Origin of the sequence: Streptomyces sp. NRRL B-3229, assembly GCF_000719505.1 — a bacterium.
Lineage (GTDB): Bacteria > Actinomycetota > Actinomycetes > Streptomycetales > Streptomycetaceae > Streptomyces > Streptomyces griseorubiginosus.
In genome coordinates this window covers 18957-35825 of record NZ_JOGP01000010.1, presented here as the reverse complement: position 1 = coordinate 35825, position 16869 = coordinate 18957, and the positions used below count along the sequence as shown (strand labels likewise).

General features: G+C 70.3%; 19 protein-coding genes. 10 read left to right on the top strand and 9 right to left on the bottom strand.

All coding sequences use genetic code 11. The features are described 5' to 3' along the window. Positions 1–17: 17 nt before the first annotated feature. Entirely contained in the window at positions 18–863 is an 846-nt protein-coding gene (locus tag IF54_RS0117900) for a hypothetical protein (RefSeq protein WP_030319725.1), read from the bottom strand. 188 nt (positions 864–1051) lie between these two features. On the opposite strand from IF54_RS0117900, the gene IF54_RS0117895 reads away from it, so the two are divergent. Next, a complete protein-coding gene (locus IF54_RS0117895) occupies positions 1052–2335 on the top strand; it encodes an adenylosuccinate synthase (protein ID WP_030319724.1) in 1284 nt (427 codons plus the stop codon). 146 nt (positions 2336–2481) lie between these two features. Beyond that, positions 2482–4293, top strand: coding sequence for a bifunctional metallophosphatase/5'-nucleotidase (locus IF54_RS0117890; protein ID WP_030319723.1), 1812 nt, complete (start codon positions 2482–2484; stop codon positions 4291–4293). 31 nt (positions 4294–4324) lie between these two features. Here the strand turns inward: IF54_RS0117890 and IF54_RS0117885 are convergent, their stop codons facing one another. The 4 genes from IF54_RS0117885 to IF54_RS0117870 are packed head-to-tail and all read right to left on the bottom strand — an operon-like array spanning position 4325 to position 6606. Continuing rightward, on the bottom strand, positions 4325–4696 hold the full coding sequence (locus tag IF54_RS0117885; protein WP_030319722.1) for a peptidase inhibitor family I36 protein: 372 nt from the start codon (positions 4694–4696) through the stop codon (positions 4325–4327). Continuing rightward, positions 4693–5202 (bottom strand): lipoprotein, encoded by a 510-nt coding sequence (locus tag IF54_RS0117880; RefSeq protein ID WP_030319719.1) that lies wholly within the window; start codon positions 5200–5202, stop codon positions 4693–4695. The genes IF54_RS0117885 and IF54_RS0117880 overlap by 4 nt, the downstream gene beginning before the upstream one ends. Before the next feature lie 6 nt (positions 5203–5208). After that, positions 5209–5571: a hypothetical protein gene (locus IF54_RS0117875; RefSeq protein ID WP_030319717.1), complete on the bottom strand. Its 363-nt coding sequence runs from the start codon at positions 5569–5571 to the stop codon at positions 5209–5211. 21 nt (positions 5572–5592) lie between these two features. Next, complete coding sequence (locus IF54_RS0117870) at positions 5593–6606, bottom strand: NAD(P)H-binding protein (RefSeq protein WP_078852020.1); 1014 nt, start codon at positions 6604–6606, stop codon at positions 5593–5595. A gap of 171 nt (positions 6607–6777) precedes the next feature. Here IF54_RS0117870 and IF54_RS0117865 point away from each other — a divergent pair, with 171 nt between their 5' ends. Beyond that, positions 6778–7071 carry a hypothetical protein gene (locus IF54_RS0117865; protein ID WP_030319713.1) on the top strand — a complete coding sequence of 98 codons (294 nt, stop codon included), beginning with the start codon at positions 6778–6780 and terminating at the stop codon, positions 7069–7071. 12 nt (positions 7072–7083) lie between these two features. On the opposite strand, the gene IF54_RS0117860 is transcribed toward IF54_RS0117865, so the two are convergent. The 3 genes from IF54_RS0117860 to IF54_RS0117850 all read right to left on the bottom strand — a co-directional run bounded on the left by IF54_RS0117860 (position 7084) and on the right by IF54_RS0117850 (position 10023). Next, positions 7084–7734 (bottom strand): hypothetical protein, encoded by a 651-nt coding sequence (locus IF54_RS0117860; RefSeq protein WP_030319710.1) that lies wholly within the window; start codon positions 7732–7734, stop codon positions 7084–7086. Between the two features lie 139 nt (positions 7735–7873). After that, a complete protein-coding gene (locus IF54_RS0117855; protein ID WP_030319708.1) occupies positions 7874–8575 on the bottom strand; it encodes a GntR family transcriptional regulator in 702 nt (233 codons plus the stop codon). A gap of 92 nt (positions 8576–8667) precedes the next feature. Beyond that, positions 8668–10023 (bottom strand): aspartate aminotransferase family protein, encoded by a 1356-nt coding sequence (locus tag IF54_RS0117850; RefSeq protein WP_030319706.1) that lies wholly within the window; start codon positions 10021–10023, stop codon positions 8668–8670. 151 nt (positions 10024–10174) lie between these two features. Between IF54_RS0117850 and IF54_RS0117845 the strand changes: the two genes are divergently transcribed. The 3 genes from IF54_RS0117845 to IF54_RS0117835 all read left to right on the top strand — a co-directional run bounded on the left by IF54_RS0117845 (position 10175) and on the right by IF54_RS0117835 (position 11617). Continuing rightward, positions 10175–10780, top strand: coding sequence for a type 1 glutamine amidotransferase family protein (locus tag IF54_RS0117845; RefSeq protein ID WP_030319701.1), 606 nt, complete (start codon positions 10175–10177; stop codon positions 10778–10780). Beyond that, complete coding sequence (locus IF54_RS0117840; protein WP_030319699.1) at positions 10777–11235, top strand: MarR family winged helix-turn-helix transcriptional regulator; 459 nt, start codon at positions 10777–10779, stop codon at positions 11233–11235. The genes IF54_RS0117845 and IF54_RS0117840 overlap by 4 nt, the downstream gene beginning before the upstream one ends. A gap of 91 nt (positions 11236–11326) precedes the next feature. After that, entirely contained in the window at positions 11327–11617 is a 291-nt protein-coding gene (locus IF54_RS0117835; protein ID WP_051735467.1) for a hypothetical protein, read from the top strand. Positions 11618–11625: 8 nt separating this feature from the next. On the opposite strand, the gene IF54_RS0117830 is transcribed toward IF54_RS0117835, so the two are convergent. Continuing rightward, positions 11626–12351 carry an SLATT domain-containing protein gene (locus IF54_RS0117830; protein ID WP_030319694.1) on the bottom strand — a complete coding sequence of 242 codons (726 nt, stop codon included), beginning with the start codon at positions 12349–12351 and terminating at the stop codon, positions 11626–11628. Between the two features lie 250 nt (positions 12352–12601). Between IF54_RS0117830 and IF54_RS0117825 the strand changes: the two genes are divergently transcribed. The 4 genes from IF54_RS0117825 (at position 12602) to IF54_RS0117810 (ending at position 16813) form a co-directional block, all read left to right on the top strand. Then, positions 12602–12949 (top strand): YbaB/EbfC family nucleoid-associated protein, encoded by a 348-nt coding sequence (locus IF54_RS0117825; RefSeq protein ID WP_078852019.1) that lies wholly within the window; start codon positions 12602–12604, stop codon positions 12947–12949. A gap of 109 nt (positions 12950–13058) precedes the next feature. Then, positions 13059–13658, top strand: coding sequence for a recombination mediator RecR (recR, locus tag IF54_RS0117820; RefSeq protein WP_028809103.1), 600 nt, complete (start codon positions 13059–13061; stop codon positions 13656–13658). Beyond that, a complete protein-coding gene (locus tag IF54_RS0117815) occupies positions 13651–14310 on the top strand; it encodes a DUF5063 domain-containing protein (RefSeq protein ID WP_030319689.1) in 660 nt (219 codons plus the stop codon). Before recR ends, IF54_RS0117815 begins: the two co-directional genes overlap by 8 nt. A 97-nt stretch (positions 14311–14407) precedes the next feature. After that, a complete protein-coding gene (locus IF54_RS0117810; RefSeq protein WP_107047847.1) occupies positions 14408–16813 on the top strand; it encodes a tetratricopeptide repeat protein in 2406 nt (801 codons plus the stop codon). The last annotated feature ends 56 nt before the right edge of the window (positions 16814–16869 follow it).

Below are 16869 nucleotides of genomic sequence, written 5' to 3'. Positions count from 1 at the left end.
CGGCCGGGCAGACGGCCTCACCGCACCGGCAGCACCAGCCCCACCGCCCCCTCCCGCACCGTCCACGTCCGTCTCCGTACCGGCCCCGCCACCCCCGCGTCCGCCCGGTAGCGGAAGTCCGCGCCCGTGACGGTCACCGTCTTGCCGGAGGCCAGCAGCGGGGACGCCTCCGCGCCCACCGAGGCCGGGCGTACCTCCACCGAGGCGAGTCCGCCCTGGCCAGGGGTCACCGAGACCGCCTCCAGGGGGTGGTCCAGGTCGACCAGCGTCACCCCGTCGACCTCCACCCGCAGCCGCGCGGGACCGGGGGGCGGGACGACGGTCTCGCGCGCCGGCCTGGCCGGCACCAGGGTCCGTACCAGCGACTGACAGGTCCGCAGCCAGGGACGGGCCGAAGCGTCGACCGCCGGGGCGGCCGGCGGCGCCGGGATCCGCAGCGCGCCGAGCACCACCCCGTCGCTGTCGTCCACCAGCATGTCCAGGCGCCGCTCGGCCCCGTCCAGGACCGCCCGCGCGGCCGCCACCGCCCCCGTGGGCACCCCCAGGGCGTGCGCGACGCCGAGGGCCGGACCCACCGGCACCACCGACAGCACGCATTCGGCCAGCTCCCGCTGCCGGTGCAGCAGCACCACCGCGCGCATCAGCGCACGGTCGTCACCGACCACCACCGGCCGCCGGGAGCCCCGCCGGGTCAGCGCCCTGGCGAACTCCTCGGGCCCCTCCGGCAGACACACCTTCGTCGCCGCACCCGCGCTGAGCACGTCTTTCACGATCCGTACGGACTCGCCGTCCGTCTGCCTGGCGACCGGATCGATCACCACGAGCAGCTGATCGGAAGTCGCGGAAGTCGCCACCTCGGCCATGCCTCGCTTCCTCGGGTAGCATCTTTGTGCAAGAGCCCCTTGCGCTATTGCGCCAGGGGCTTCGTCTATTCCGGGGCATCCGGGTCCGACGGGCAGCGGCCGACGACGGCCGTTGGTGCACGCGACGGAGAACCGTACGCGTCCACCCCTGACCTTGGACATGCCCCGCCCGGAAGGGGTGTACGCGCGTGCCCGCACTTGTGCTGCTCGGTGCTCAGTGGGGTGACGAAGGCAAGGGAAAGGCGACGGACCTGCTAGGCGGATCCGTCGACTATGTGGTGCGCTACCAGGGCGGCAACAACGCCGGCCACACGGTAGTCGTGGGCGATCAGAAGTACGCCCTCCACCTGCTCCCTTCCGGAATCCTGTCGCCGGGGTGCACCCCGGTCATCGGCAACGGAGTCGTCATCGATCCGTCGGTCCTGTTCTCCGAGCTGAACGGACTGAACGACCGCGGTGTCGACACCTCCAAGCTCCTGATCAGCGGTAACGCCCACGTCATCACGCCGTACAACGTCACGGTCGACAAGGTGACGGAACGCTTCCTCGGAAAGCGCAAGATCGGCACCACCGGACGCGGCATCGGCCCGACCTACGCCGACAAGATCAACCGCGTGGGCATCCGCATCCAGGACCTGTACGACGAGTCGATCCTGACCCAGAAGGTCGAGGCGGCCCTCGACGGCAAGAACCAGCTCCTCACCAAGGTCTTCAACCGCCGGGCCATCGAGGTGGAGCAGGTCGTCGAGGAACTGCTCGGCTACGCGGACAAGCTCAAGCCGTACGTCGCCGACACGGTCCTGGTGCTCAACCAGGCGCTGGAGCAGGACAAGGTCGTCCTGTTCGAGGGCGGCCAGGGCACGCTTCTGGACATCGACCACGGCACGTATCCCTTCGTCACGTCGTCCAACCCGACCGCGGGCGGCGCGTGCACCGGCGCCGGCGTGGGCCCGACGAAGATCAGCCGGGTCATCGGCATCCTGAAGGCCTACACGACCCGCGTCGGCTCCGGCCCCTTCCCCACCGAACTCTTCGACGAGGACGGCGAGGCGCTGCGCCGCATCGGCGGCGAGCGGGGTGTCACCACCGGCCGGGACCGTCGCTGCGGCTGGTTCGACGCGGTGATCGCCCGCTACGCGACCCGCGTCAACGGCCTCACCGACTTCTTCCTCACCAAGCTCGACGTCCTCACCGGCTGGGAGCAGATCCCGGTCTGCGTGGCCTACGAGATCGACGGCAAGCGCGTCGAGGAACTCCCGTACTCCCAGACCGACTTCCACCACGCGAAGCCGATCTACGAGAACCTGCCCGGCTGGAGCGAGGACATCACGAAGGCCAAGACCTTCGCGGACCTCCCGAAGAACGCCCAGGCCTACGTGAAGGCGCTGGAGGAGATGTCCGGCGCCCCGATCTCCGCGATCGGCGTGGGCCCCGGCCGCGACGAGACGATCGAGATCAACTCGTTCCTGTAGGCCGCGAGAAGAACACCCCGTGGGCCGGTCATGGACTTCCTTGACCGGCCCATGGCCTTTTCCTGGTTCCGGCGGGAAGCGCGGGAACGCAACTATCTACGCGGGTAGTTCCGTCCCTTCTCCCTCACCAGCTCCAGGAGCTCCGCATGCCCGTCAGTCCCATGAACCGCCGTGCGTTCGTGAAGAAGTCGGCCGTCACCGGGGCGGCCGTCGCTGCCGCGGGCACCGGGGCCGCGACCCCCGCCCAGGCCGCCGCCGAGCACAAGCCCCCGCAGCACAACCGCACCTGGACGTTCTCCATCCTCGGGACCACCGACCTGCACAGCCACGTCTTCGACTGGGACTACTACAAGGACGCGGCCTACTCCGACAGCAAGGGCAACTCCGTCGGCGTCGCCCGGGTCGCCACCCTCATCAAGCAGCAGCGCGCCGCCAAGGGCGAGGAGCACGTGCTGCTCGTCGACGCCGGCGACATCATCCAGGGCACCTCCCTCGCCTACTACTTCGCCCGCGTGCAGCCCATCACCGGCAAGGGCGCCCCCAAGCACCCGATGGCCGTCGCCATGAACCACATGCGCTACGACGCCGCCGCCCTCGGCAACCACGAGTTCAACTACGGCATCGAGGTGCTCAGGAAGTTCGAGAGCCAGTGCCGCTTCCCGCTGCTGGGCGCCAACGCGCTGGACGCGAAGACGCTGAAGCCCGCCTTCCAGCCGTACACCGTCAAGCGGATCTGCGTGCCGGGCGCCCCGGACATCAAGGTCGGCATCCTCGGCCTCACCAACCCCGGCATCGCCCTGTGGGACAAGGACAACGTCAGCGGGAAGATGGTCTTCCCCGGCCTCGTCGAGCAGGCGAAGAAGTACGTGCCCCGGCTGCGCGCGCTCGGCTGTGACGTCGTCTTCCTCACCGACCACTCGGGCCTGGACGGCAGTTCGTCGTACGGCGACGAGCTCCCGTACATCGAGAACGCCTCCAACCTCGTCGCCCAGCAGGTCCCCGGCATCGACGCGATCCTGGTCGGCCACACCCACGTCGAGGTGCCGTCGTACACCGTGAAGAACGAGGAGACCGGCGAGGACGTGCTGCTGTCCGAGCCGTACTGCTGGGGCTACCGGCTCAGCGTCTTCGACTTCGAGCTGGAACTCGTGCGCGGCCAGTGGAAGGTCACCAAGAAGACCGCCCAGACCCTCAACCCCAACACGGTCGACGAGGACCCGGAGATCAAGAAGCTCCTGGAGGCCGACCACGAGCTGGTCGTGAAGTACGTCAACACCCCGGTCGGCACCTGTACCGAGGACCTCTCGGCCGCCGAGTCCTGCTGGAAGGACGTCCCCATCATGGACTTCATCCACCAGGTCCAGATGGACACGGTCAAGGCGGGCCTCTCCACCGCCGACGCGGCCCTCCCGCTGATCTCCGTCGCCGCGCCCTTCTCCCGTACCGCCGACATCCCGGCCGGCAGCGTCACCATCAAGGACATCGCCGGGCTCTACATCTACGACAACACCCTCTACGGCAAGAAGCTCACCGGCGCCCAGCTCAAGGACTACCTGGAGTACGCGGCGAAGTACTACTACAAGGTCCCGGCCGGGACGAAGGTCGACACCGCGACCCTCACCAACGCCAACAGCTTCTGGGACTACATGTACGACACCGCGGCCGGCGTCTCGTACGACATCGACATCGCGCAGGCCGAGGGCTCCCGCATCAAGAACCTGTCCTGGAACGGCACTCCGGTCGCGGACGACCAGGTCTTCGTCGTCGCCGTCAACAACTACCGGGCCAACGGCGGCTCCGGCTACCCGCACATCGCCGCCGCCGACATCGCCTACAGCTCCACCAACGAGATCCGCCAGCTGATGATCGACTACGTGACGGCCAAGGGCGCCCTCGACCCGAAGGACTTCGCGGTCACCAACTGGCGGCTGGCGCAGGACGGGACCCCGGTCTTCTGACCGGAGCCCCGTCGTCCGGGCGGCCGGCGTGTCAGCAGCCGGCCGCCCAGGTGTGGGAGTCGCCGCGGTCGTTGGCCACCCCGTTGTAGCCGACCTCCTGGCCGGGGGCGAGACAGATCGTCATGGGGCCGAGCTGGTTGGCGGAGGCGTACACCTTGACGTGGTCCTTGATGCCGGGGCCCGAGATGCCGTGGTTGGCCCAGGAGGAGTCCTGGTCGGCCATGTTGCTCTCCCACCAGCCGTCGTCGCCGGTCCACTCGATCTTCTGGCCCTGGAAGTTCGCGTCCGTCCAGGCGCAGAAGTTCCCGCTGCCGCAGGCCGCCGCCTGGGCCGAGGCCGAGGTGGCGAGGACGGCTCCGGTGGCGAGCAGTGCGGCGGACAGGACGGCGATGAAGCGCTTCACTGGTTTCCCTTCGGGTGGGTGGTGCTCGGTCGGGTGATGTCGCCGCCCTCCAGCAGGGCGGTCGCCTGGGTGAGGGCACGGGCGCGCAGCCGCCGCCACTCCGTGAGCTCCGCGCGGTGCGCCGCACGGACCTCGGAGAGCGGGCGGCCGGTCCTGGCGGCCTCGGGTTGCAGGTTGTTGACGACGACGGACGCGTGGAACCAGCGGTCCTGGTCGCCGTAGAGCCGCCGTTGTGCGGCCGCGAGGCAGCCGTCGGTGTGGGCGCGGACGGTGAAGCCGGTGGGCAGCCGCAGCGACAGTTCGGCCCGCCCGGTGCCGAACAGTGCGTCGGCGACGCGCTGCCGGTCCGACCCGGGGCTCAGCCCCCGCCGGGTCAGGCAGTCGTCGGTGAGCTTGCGGGTGGCGGCCTTGATGACGTCGTCGGCGCCGGGCGCCGGGTGGGCGGCACAGGCCGACGCGGTGAGCAGGGTGAGGACGGCCAGGGCCGTCGCCGTACGGGAACACATGGGCGGTCAGCCCGCTTCGCAGCCCATGGTGGTGTCGCTGACCCCGTCGAACTTCGTGGCCCAGCTCCAGTTGTCGGAGTAGTCGTCCGGGCGGATCGCCCGGTACAGACAGGTGCCGCCGCCCTGGAAGCCGATCGCGTACACCGTGCCCGGCGCGTGCGAGTCGAAGGAGTACGCGTGCCGCTTCACCCGGGGCGCCGCCTCCTTGTACCCCGGGGGCGCGTAGTCCCAGGCACCGCCCGGCCCCATCTGCCCCGGCTCGGCCCAGAAGTAGACGTGCCCCGGTGGTACGGCGGCGGCGTGCGCGGGCGGGGCGGTGAGGGGTGCGAGGGCGGCGAGCAGCACGGAAGTGATCAAGGCGGGGCGCATGCGCGCTGCATGCCCAGCCCTTTATGGGCGTATGCGGTGATTCACCTGTTCAGCGGATCGTCGGGGGCGGACGCCGACGCTGCCGAAGTGTCCGACATCCCGGCGCAGCACGGCAGTTGACCGCCGGGTCGTGCATCGCCGGAGCAGCCCCTGGTGCTGTCCACGATCCGGGTGCCCACCGCCGCGGAACGCCTCCCTGTGCGCCACCGCCCACTCGGTGAACGTCCGGGCCGGACGCCCCAGCAGCTTCTCCACCGTCGGCAGCACTTCCGAGCCCCGGTCGCCGTCCAGTGCCCGGCGCACGATCGCGTCGACGACGTCGGGAGGGAAGCCGTACCGGGCCATCCCGGCGCGGGCGGCCTCGCCGGAGACCGGGCGGGCGCGCAGGTCGCGGCCCAGGACCTCGCCGAGGATCGCCACCTCCTCGACGGGCGTGAGGGACTGCGGGCCGCTCACCTCATGGACGGCACCCGTGTGTTCGCCGGTGGTGAGGGCCAGTACCGCGAGATGTGCCAGGTCCGTCGGGTCGACGCTCGCCGCGGCGCGGTCCGCGAAGGGGATCGCCACCTCGTCGCCGGCCCGCAACTGCTCCGCCCACTGAAGGGCGTTGGACATGAAACGGCCCGGGCGCAGCAGGGTCCAGGCGAACCGTCGGGCCGGGTCGGTCACGGCCGCCTCCGCCGTCCGCTGCCAGCGGGCGATCGGGTCGTCGCCCCGCCCGCCGTCCAGGGTGGACAGCTTCACGACCCGGTGGACCCCCGCCCGGGCCGCCGCCCCGGCCAGCGCGAGGTCGTGGGTGGGCTCGGGGGCCGTGCCGATCGCCTGCGCCGACATCAGGAAGGCCCCGTGGGCGCCCGCGAAGGCCGTGTCCAGGCTCGCCGGGTCCGCCGCGTCCCCGTACACCGCCTCCACGCCCGCGGGAAGCCGTGCCTGCCCGGGCCGCCGGGTCATCGCGCGCACCGGCTCACCGGCCGCCGCGAGCAGCCGTACCAGCTCACCGCCCACATGGCCCGTAGCTCCGGTCACCAGGATCATCGCCGTCTCCCCTCATCGATGAACCCAGCGTGCGCGCGGGTGCGGCGGCAGGCGTCGCACCGGGGGAGGCCGTGCGGCTGCTTCCCCGGGAGCAGCCAGGGAGAAATAACGCATACAGGCATATTCTGAGAGCGTGCATCGGCGTGTGTCGATCCGGAGAAGGTGAGTGCGATGCGCGTACTGCTCAAAGTGTGCATGGACACGGAGAAGGCGAACGAGGCCATCAGTCACGGCACGTTGTCGAAGCTGATCGAGGCGTCGATGGAACAGATCAAGCCCGAGGCGGCCTACTTCACCTCCGAGGACGGGCAGCGCACCGCCTACATGGTCTTCGACATGCAGGACAGCTCGCTGATGCCGGTGATCAGCGAGCCGTTCTTCATGAACCTGGGCGCCAAGATCACGTACACCCCCGTGATGAACTACGAGGACGTCCAGAAGGGCCTGTCCCAGCTGGGGCGTTGACCTTCGCTCAGGTCAGCTGAAGATGATCATCGAGCCCTGGGCGAGGCTCCGGGTCGCCGCCGCGTGCAGCCCGAGCCAGACATGGCGTTCCCGGGCGAACGGGCTGGGGTCGTACGGCGCGGGGACGGCCGGCTCCTCCAGTTCGGTGGGCGCGCGAGGCGGCTCGGGCGGCGCCGGCGGGTTGGCCGGGTCGATCCCGATCACCGGGGCCACGAACTCCAGCTCCCGCAGCAGCGCCTGCGCGGAACCCAACGGGCCGCCGCCCGCGAGGAGTTCGTCGTTGGCGAGGGGGTGCGGGAAGTCGACCGGGACGTACGCGCCCGCGTGGTCGTAGTGCCAGACCAGATGGGACTGCTGGGCCGTCGTCTCGAACATCTCCAGCAACTGCTCGTAGTCACCGCCCAGTTCGTCGACCGGGGTGACCGGGAGACCGCACACCTGGAGCAGATAGGCGCGGCGCAGGAAGTGCAGGGCGTCGTAGTCGAACCCGGCCACCGGAGCGACCTCGCCGGACAGCCCCGGCATGTACTGGTAGACCGGTACCGGTGGCAGGCCGGCCTCGGCGAGCACCTTGTTGTATTGCGCGAGTTCATCGGCGAACGGGTTGTCCGGGGTGTGGCACAACACGTCGACGAGCGGCACCAGCCACAGGTCACAGGCCAAAAGACAGCTCCTCGGATACTCGCTGTGCGCGGATATCGTCACACGGTGGTCAGGGAAGGGTAGTCGCTGGAGTCCCTGCGCGGGGCCCCCTGTGCGGGTCGGGGTGGTCGTGGTGGTCCCTTACCCGTGCCGGGGGCGGTCAGTCGGCGGTGAGGTCCTCGATGAGGGCCAGATAGTGGCCGTTGTAGCCGGCGAGGAGTTCGCGGGCCGTCTTGGTGTCGTGCCCGTACAGGGCGTCGGTGATCTCGGTGTGGCCGGCCCACAGGCGGCCGCGCAGATCGGTGACGCGGCGCAGGTGCTGGACCGTGCACACCCAGGTCTGCACGCGCAGCCGGTGCAGGAAGTCGGCCAGATAGGGATTGCCGAACAGGACGCTCAGCTCGCGCCAGAAGCGCAGGTCGTAGCCGATCAGTATGGACAGGTCGCCCGCCACGGCGGCCCGCCGTGCTTCCTCGCCGCGCCGCCGGACACCCGCGACGGCGGCCGCGGTACGAGGCTCGTCGAGCTGCTGGTAGATGCGGTGGCCGGCCTCGAGGGTCTGGAACATACCGTCCGTGACCAGGCTGCGGGCCTCGATCATGCCGCGGAAGTCGTCGAGGGAGTACTCGTGGACCCGGAAGCCGCGGTGCTGGTCGGCCTCCAGGAGTCCCTGCGCGGACAGGTCGACGAGCGCCTCGCGCACCGGGGTCGCGGAGACGCCGTACTGCTCGGCGATCTCCTTCACGGTGAACTCCTGCCCCGGCTGGAGCCGCCCGGCCAGTACCTCGTCGCGCAGCGCGTCCGCGATCTGCTGCCGCAGCGTGCTGCGGGTGACGGCACCGTTGCCGCTGCTGCCGGGCATCGTCGGGGCGCCTCCCTCGCGCATGTGCAAATGGCGTGCTCGTACATATGTCTACGAGCACGCCACCTTACGCGTTCGAAGGCCCGGGGGGTTTACTCCGTGTGTTCGTCCGCCACGGAGAGCGCCACGTCCAGCGCGGCGAGCCCTTCCTTCAATTCCGCCTCGCTGACGTTGCACGGCGGCACGACATGCGTCCGGTTCATGTTGACGAACGGCCAGATGCCCTGCTTCTTCGCGGCGGCGGCGAACGCGGCCATCGGGGCGTTCGCCTCACCGGCCGCGTTGTACGGCACGAGCGGCTCGCGGGTCTCCTTGTTCTTCACGAGCTCCAGCGCCCAGAACATGCCGACGCCCCGCACCTCGCCGACGCTGGGGTGGCGGGCGGCGAGCTCCCGCAGCGCGGGCTCCAGGACGGCCGTCCCCAGGTGCCTGGCGTTGTCGACGACGCCCTCCTCCGCCATGACGTCGATCGTCGCGACGGCGGCGGCGCAGGCCAGCGGGTGTCCGGAGTAGGTGAGCCCGCCGGGGTAGGGCCGCTTTCCGAAGGTCTCCGCGATGGCCCCGGAGATGGCGACCCCGCCGAGCGGCACGTATCCGCTGTTGACTCCCTTGGCGAAGGTCATGAGGTCGGGGGTGACGTCGAACAGGTCGGCGGCGAACCACTCGCCGGTCCGGCCGAACCCGGCCATCACCTCGTCGAGGACGAAGACGATCCCGTACTTGTCGCAGATCTCGCGGACGCCGGCGAGGTAGCCGGGCGGGGGAACCATGATCCCCGCCGTCCCCGGGATGGTCTCCAGGATGATCGCGGCGACGGTGGCGGGCCCCTCGAAGGCGATGGTCGTCTCCAGGTGCTCCAGCGCCCGCGCGGTCTCCTGCTCCTCGGTCTCGGCGTAGAAGCGGGACCGGTACAGGAAGGGCGCCCAGAAGTGCACGACCCCCGCGGAAGCGCTGTCGGAGGCCCAGCGCCGGGGATCGCCCGTGATGTTGACGGCCTGCTGGGTGCCGCCGTGGTACGACCGGTAGGCGGAGAGCACCTTGGGCCGCCCGGTGTGCAGCCGGGCCATCCGCACGGCGTGCTCGACGGCGTCGGCCCCGCCGTTGGTGAAGAAGATCTTGTCCAGGTCCCCGGGCGTCCGCTCGGCGATCAGCCGGGCCGCCTCGGAGCGGGCCTCGATGGCGAAGGCGGGCGCGAAGGTGGTCAGCTTCGCAGCCTGCTCCTGTATCGCGGCGACGACCTTGGGGTGCTGGTAGCCGATGTTGGTGTAGACGAGCCCGCTGGTGAAGTCGAGATAGCGGTTGCCGTCGTAGTCCCAGAAGTACGACCCCTCCGCACCGGCGACGGCGAGCGGGTCGATGAGCTCCTGCGCGGACCAGGAGTGGAAGACGTGTGCACGGTCCGCGGCCTTCACGGCGGCGCCGACCTCGGGGTGTGGCTGAGGGGTCATGCGGTGAGCGTAAATGTCCGCGATGCGGAAGCGGTATCGGCGTCCTGTCTGCGGACGGCGGCTTTCCGCGACAGGTTGTCCAGGGTGCCCGAGGGTGGTCCGGGTCGCGGTATCGATTGACAGCATGCTGCCGAGATGACAGCATGCTGCCATGACTGGGAAACCCGTACATCTCGCCGTCTACGACACCTTCGCCGACTGGGAGACGGGGTACGCCACCGCCTACCTCGCCCGCGCCGGGTACGAGATCCGTACGGTCGGCCCGTCCGGTGAGCCGGTGACCTCCCTGGGCGGCCTGCGCGTCCAGCCGTCCCGCGCCCTGGACGCCGTACGGCCGTCCGACAGCTCCCTGCTGATCCTCCCGGGAGCGGACCTCTGGGACACCTCGGACGACCTCGCCCCCTTCGCCCGCAAGGCGCGGGAGTTCCTCGACGCCGGGGTTCCGGTCGCCGCGATCTGCGGGGCCACCGCCGGTCTCGCGCGCGAGGGGCTGCTCGACGACCGCCGCCACACCGGCGCCGTCTCCTTCTATCTGGCGGCCACGGGATACGGCGGCGGCGAGCGGTACGTCGACGCGGACGCCGTGACCGACGGCACCCTGATCACCGCCGGGCCCACCGAGCCCGTCGCGTTCGCCCGGGAGATCTTCCGGCTGCTCGGGGTCTACGAGGGGGAGGTGCTGGACGCCTGGTACCGGCTGTTCCACGACTCCGACCCGCAGGCGTACGCGGTGCTGGAGAAGGCGGCCGGGCGGTGAGCCGGGCCCGCCAGGACCTGCTCAGCCGCGGGGCGCTCGGGGTCTTCCGGCTCAACGGCCAGTTCCTCTCCGTGGCCGACGAGCTGGCGGCTCCCGCCGGTCTCACCGCCGCCTGGTGGCAGGTGCTCGGCGCGGTGCTGGGGCAGGCGCTGCCGGTGGCCGGGATCGCCCGGGAGATGGGCATCACCCGGCAGAGCGTGCAGCGGATCGCCGATCTGCTGGTGGAGCGGGGGCTGGCGGAGTACCGCCCCAACCCGGCTCACCGCCGTGCCAAGCTCCTCGCGCCGACCGAGGCGGGACGGGCTGCCGTGCATCGGATCAACCCGGGCCACGCGGCACTGGCCGACCGCCTCGCGGAGGCCTTCGGTGAGGCCGAACTCGTCGAGGCGGTAAGCGTGTTGGAGCGGCTGAGCAAGGTGCTGGACCAGCTCTCGACGGACAGCGGGCGGCCGTAGACACTGGACTGGGTCGTGCGGGTGTACGGCTGTGCGGGTGTGCGGTCTCGGGGGAGGGCCTGCGATGGAGGGTCTCGGAGGAAGGCCCGCGATGTCGGGTCCTGAGGGAAGGCCCGCGGGGGAGGACCCGGAGGAACACACCGCGGCCGAACCGGAACCCGACCACGGCCCCTCCCGCGAACACCTCCCGCCCGGCACCTACCTCCCGCCGTACACCCCGGACCAGGAGGGCGCCCCGGCCCACCGCAGCCGCCCCGTCACGGCGGCCCTGATAGCCGTCGCCGTGGTGGTCGCCCTGGGAGCGGGCAGCGCGCTCCACACAGCCCTGACCGGCGACAGCCCGGCCACGGCACCTTCGTCATCCGTGTCGGCCTCGCCCTGACACCGTCGTCAGCGGGGCTCCGGTGGCCGTTGCCGGGGCATGTTCGGTCTGGTCGGGGGGGTCGGGGGGAGGGGGAAGCGGCCCTGCGCGGTGCCGGGGTCCTGGCGGCCGGCGGAGGTGACCGCGCCCTGGATGCCCATCGGGGCCGAGCCGTTGCGGAACTCCACGATCCAGTCGGCGGTCTCCACCCGGATCAGCTCCGTCACGTCCTCGGAGAAGCGCCGCAGGACGCCCAGGCAGCGCTCGGTGGCCTCGGCGGCCGTGCCCTCCGTGGGGCCGAGGACCTCGCGGACGTTCTCCGAGGCCCAGTCGAACTGGAGCACCTGGAGCCGCCGCTGCACGGCCTGCGCGGTGGCCACGTTCCTTATCCAGCCGGACGTCACCCCGAAGTACCGGTCCACGGCGACACAGGCCACCGCCAGCAGCAGCCCGAGATAACCCCAGGCCGCGACCCCCGTCCCGGCCACCCCCGTCAGACCCAGCACCGGCAGCACCGCCCCGGTCGCCGCCCCCGCCGCGGCCCCGCCCCGCAGGGCCCGCGCGCTTCGCCGCTTCCACACCCGGTCCGCGAGATACCAGGACGCCGTCTCCAGCGCCCCGTGCTCCACCCACCGGTACAGCTCGTCCAGCCGCACGGCGGGCTCGCCCCAGTCGCCGAGCGGAAACGTCCGCCCGGCCAGATCCGCCCTCCCGTCCTGAGGCCGGCCCTCGGGCTGCATCTCCGGCTGAGCCACCCGGCGCTCCCTACTGATCGGTCACCCTGCGTGACGCCTGATGCTGATGTGCCGGTCCTTCCTACCGCCCAATGGGTGGCGAAGGGGGTGCTTTGGTCGCTTTTCCGCTCGGAAGAGGGCCTTGATCAGGTATAGGACTCCACGTCGACTCACTCGAAAGAGTGCTGGGGCGACGCCCGTCCCGACCACGTAGGCTCGTGCCAGGGAGGAAAACCTCGCCCACACAGCCGTACCGACACAGGAGCTGATCGTGATCCCCGGTGGTGGCCAGCCCAACATGCAGCAGCTGCTCCAGCAGGCCCAGAAGATGCAGCAGGACCTGGCGAACGCGCAGGAGGAGCTCGCGAGGACCGAGGTGGACGGACAGGCGGGCGGCGGACTGGTCAGGGCCACCGTCACCGGCGCCGGTGAGCTGCGCGCGCTGAAGATCGACCCCAAGGCGGTGGACCCGGACGACACCGAGACCCTCGCCGACCTGATCGTGGCGGCCGTCCAGGCGGCCAACGAGAACGCGCAGACGCTCCAGCAGCAGAAGCTCGGCCCGCTGGCCCAGGGCCTCGGCGGTGGCGGCAGCGGCATCCCCGGGCTGCCCTTCTAGGGAACCGGTCGTCGGCAGTGCCGGTCTTTCGGCGGTGCCCGTCTTTCACAGCCGGGTGTCGGCCAACTAGCGTACGTACTGCAAGGAACCAAGGAAGGACGGCAGTCCGTTGTACGAAGGCGTGGTCCAGGACCTCATCGACGAACTGGGGCGGCTGCCCGGCGTCGGTCCCAAGAGCGCGCAGCGGATCGCCTTCCACATCCTTCAGGCGGAACCGACGGACGTACGCCGGCTCGCGCAGTGCCTGATGGAGGTCAAGGCGAAGGTCCGCTTCTGCGCCACCTGCGGCAATGTCGCCCAGGAAGAGTTCTGCAACATCTGCCGCGACACCCGCCGCGACCCCTCCGTCATCTGTGTGGTGGAGGAGCCCAAGGACGTGGTCGCGATCGAGCGCACCCGGGAGTTCCGCGGCAAGTACCACGTGCTCGGCGGCGCGATCAGCCCGATCGAGGGTGTAGGACCCGATGATCTGCGCATACGAGAGCTGTTGGCCCGTCTGGCCGACGGTACGGTCACCGAGCTGATCCTGGCCACGGACCCGAACCTGGAGGGGGAGGCCACAGCCACGTACCTCGCCCGCATGATCAAGCCCATGGGCCTCAAGGTCACCCGCCTGGCCAGCGGCCTCCCGGTGGGTGGCGACCTGGAATACGCGGACGAGGTGACCCTCGGCCGCGCCTTCGAGGGGAGACGACTCCTAGATGTCTGACGCCACACTGCACGCGTCCGCGCAGGACCCGGACGACTTCGCGGTCCAGATCGCCGACCAGGTCGAGAGTTTCCTGGTGGCCGTCATCGAGGTGGCGAAGGGCGACGAGCCCGACTCGGCCGTCCCCTTCCTGCTCCTGGAGGTCTCCCAGCTCCTGCTGGCCGGCGGCCGCCTGGGCGCCCACGAGGACATCGTCCCCGACGAGCGCTACGAGCCCGACCTGGGCCCGGAGGCGGACGTGGACGAGCTCCGCGAGAACCTCGCCCGGCTGCTGGAGCCGATCGACGTCTACTCCGAGGTCTTCGACCCCTACGAGCCCCGCAAGGCCCCGGTGCCGGCCCGTATCTCGGACGACCTGACCGATGTCATCACCGACCTGCGCCACGGCATGGCCCACTACCGGGCGGGCCGCACCACGGAGGCGCTGTGGTGGTGGCAGTTCTCCTACTTCTCCAACTGGGGCTCCACGGCGTCCGCGACGCTGCGCGCCCTTCAGTCGGTCGTCGCGCACGTCCGCCTGAACCAGCCGCTGGCGGAGCTGGACGGCCTCGACACCGACCAGGCCATCGGCGACGAGACGCTGGAGTTCGAGGCGGGCAAGGTGATGGTGGAGGAGATCGCGGGTCCGCTGGGCCTGGGGCCGGCGAAGTAGCGCAGAGTCAGCGGGAGAAGGTGCTCGCCAAGTGCGGGCACCTCAACTGTCACGACTTCCCTGACGATTTCCGGTGCGGCGCGTCATCATGTGACCCATGAGCGGTGTGTTTGATCGGCGGCCCTCCGTAGCCGCTTCGGGGGACGAGTCGGTCGCTGCGGGTCGTGACATCGGCACGGTGGTGGGGGCGGGTGGGATCGGCTCCCAGCACATCGAGAACGCCACGTTTCTGCCACCGCATGCCTTTGAGGTCGCCCATCGGGCCGCTTCCGTGGACTCCCCGGCCGGGCTCACGAACCTTCCGGAGCGTCCTTTCCTGTTCATCGGCAGGCACCGGGAAATCGCTCTTCTGCAAGGGGGAACGGCGGCTCGCTCCAACACTGTCCTGCATGGGCTGGGCGGAGTGGGCAAGTCCACGCTTGCCGCGCACTGGGCCGCCGATCACGCGCGGCACACGCCGGTGTGGTGGATCAGCGCCGACAGCCAGGCTGCGGTCGACACCGGACTGGCCCTTCTGGCGGCCGCCCTGCACCCCGCGCTCGCGATGCACATGCACCAAGGGCAGCTCCGCGACTGGGCAGTGCAGTGGCTGGCGGCTCACCAGAACTGGCTCGTCGTCCTGGACAACGTCGCTGACCCCGCCGAAGTGAAACCGCTGCTGGCGGCTGCAACCGGCGGCCGTTTCCTCATCACCAGCAGGCGTGCCACCGGCTGGCACGGCATCGCGGAGACCATCCCCCTCGATGTGCTCGCACGGGACGAAGCCGTCGACCTGTTCACCCAGATCTGTCCTCGCGCAGGCGACGGCGTGGGCGAGGTCTGCGCCGAACTCGGCTTCCTGCCACTGGCCATCGAGCAGGCGGCGGCCTACTGCCAGGAGACGGACACGTCCGCGGCTGACTATCTGAGCCTGCTCGCCGAGTTCCCGGCCGACATGTATACGGCGATGGCAGAGGGGGGTGACACGGCACGTGCCGTCGCACGGGTGTGGCGCATGACCCTTGACCGCTTGGCCGACGACTCGCTCGCCGTCACCATCCTTCTCGCGCTCGCCTGGTACGCACCCGAAGACATCCCTCGCACGCTGTTGGACGCGCTTGGCCCCCCGCTCGCCGTCCGCAGTGCCATCGGCAAGCTCGCGGCACACAGCATGGTGACTCCGCGTGGCACGTTGTCGCTCTCCCTGCACCGGCTGGTCCAGGCCGTGGCCCGCACACCGGATCCGGAAGACCCGCACCGGACGCCCGCTGCCGTGACCCGCTCGGCCGAGATCGCTGTGGAATGCCTGACCCGCACGCTTCCGGCGGACGTGGACGACGTGTCCGGCTGGCCGGTGTGGCGGGTGCTGATGCCACACACCGAGGCTCTGGCGCAGCACACTTCGCCGGACACGGACTCGGCTGCGGCGGCGATGCTGTTCAGCAGGATGGGAGAGTTCGCGGGACACCAGGGGATCATCGGTCGAGCGAGACGGTTGCTCTCCCGTGGCGAGTCCGGGCTCGCGCGGCACCACGGCAAGGAGCATCCGTTGTCGCTTGCGGCCCGTAACCGCCTCATGAACCTCGGCTCCCCACCCCTCGACGAGGCGCTTGAGCATGTCGCCAGATGCGAGCGGGTGTTGGGGCCGCAGCACCCGGAGACGCTCACGGCGCGATACGAACTCGTGGGGTCACACCTCAAGGCCGGCGACTTTGAGAGCGCGGCCGCCCTGCTGGCGGACGTGGTGGCGGAACGCAGTCGGACGTTGGGGGCAGGGCACCCCGACACGTTGCGGACGCGCTGGTCCGCCGTGTTGGTCCAGCTGGGCCGCAGCCCCGTCGACGCCGACGACCAGGACCTCGTGCGATTGCACGAGGACTGCGCCCGGGAACTGGGAGAGAGGCATCCGTTGACACTGACCGTCCGGGGGTCGTTGCCCCGGATGAGCGGTGTGGCGCGCCGTTTCGCGAGCGCCGGGTTCGCGTTCGCCGACATGTTTCAGAGCGCCGGAGAAGACGGCGCCACAGAGATGACAGCGGTCGTCGAGCAACTGCGGGCAGAGATCGGGCCCGAGGAAGTCCAGGCATGGGCGAGGGAGTGGCTGCCGAAGGCCGAGTCGCACCTCACCGACTGCGAAACGGAACTCGGCAGGGAGCACGACGACACGATCAGGGCGAGACTGGAGCTTGCACAGGTGCACATGTATCTGGAGGACCTGGATCGTGCCATCCCTCTGGCCGAGCAGGCCGGACAGGACAGTGAGCGCTATCTGGGCCAGGACGACCCCACGACGTTCTACGCGCATGGGATTCTGTTGGGCTTGGCCGTAGCGAGTGAGGACGCGTCGAAATGCAGCGCGGCACTCGACTGGTTTGTCAGGGCCCTCACCCGCGGTGCCGACGGGGACCCAGAGACCTTCGACAAGCTGATGCAGGGCATGGCGTCCGTACGCGAACTCTTCGTCTCCCTCGACCTGCCGCCGGGCGTCATCCCGGGTGGGGTCGCACCCGACGCCGACGACTGATGTCTTCGTCGCCTGCCAACCTGGGCTGATTGTCCTCCCTCGCCACCCCGCATACG

Bases quoted from the DNA above. Each gene is read 5' to 3' on its own strand.
- IF54_RS0117815 (WP_030319689.1), top strand. From the start codon at position 13,651: ATGTCTGACGCCACACTGCACGCGTCCGCGCAGGACCCGGACGACTTC.
- IF54_RS0117855 (WP_030319708.1), bottom strand. From the start codon at position 8,575: ATGCCCGGCAGCAGCGGCAACGGTGCCGTCACCCGCAGCACGCTGCGG.
- IF54_RS0117810 (WP_107047847.1), top strand. From the start codon at position 14,408: ATGAGCGGTGTGTTTGATCGGCGGCCCTCCGTAGCCGCTTCGGGGGAC.
- IF54_RS0117880 (WP_030319719.1), bottom strand. From the start codon at position 5,202: ATGTGTTCCCGTACGGCGACGGCCCTGGCCGTCCTCACCCTGCTCACC.
- IF54_RS0117865 (WP_030319713.1), top strand. From the start codon at position 6,778: ATGCGCGTACTGCTCAAAGTGTGCATGGACACGGAGAAGGCGAACGAG.
- IF54_RS0117875 (WP_030319717.1), bottom strand. From the start codon at position 5,571: ATGCGCCCCGCCTTGATCACTTCCGTGCTGCTCGCCGCCCTCGCACCC.
- IF54_RS0117900 (WP_030319725.1), bottom strand. From the start codon at position 863: ATGGCCGAGGTGGCGACTTCCGCGACTTCCGATCAGCTGCTCGTGGTG.
- IF54_RS0117850 (WP_030319706.1), bottom strand. From the start codon at position 10,023: ATGACCCCTCAGCCACACCCCGAGGTCGGCGCCGCCGTGAAGGCCGCG.
- IF54_RS0117890 (WP_030319723.1), top strand. From the start codon at position 2,482: ATGCCCGTCAGTCCCATGAACCGCCGTGCGTTCGTGAAGAAGTCGGCC.
- IF54_RS0117845 (WP_030319701.1), top strand. From the start codon at position 10,175: ATGACTGGGAAACCCGTACATCTCGCCGTCTACGACACCTTCGCCGAC.
- IF54_RS0117835 (WP_051735467.1), top strand. From the start codon at position 11,327: ATGTCGGGTCCTGAGGGAAGGCCCGCGGGGGAGGACCCGGAGGAACAC.
- IF54_RS0117870 (WP_078852020.1), bottom strand. From the start codon at position 6,606: ATGATCCTGGTGACCGGAGCTACGGGCCATGTGGGCGGTGAGCTGGTA.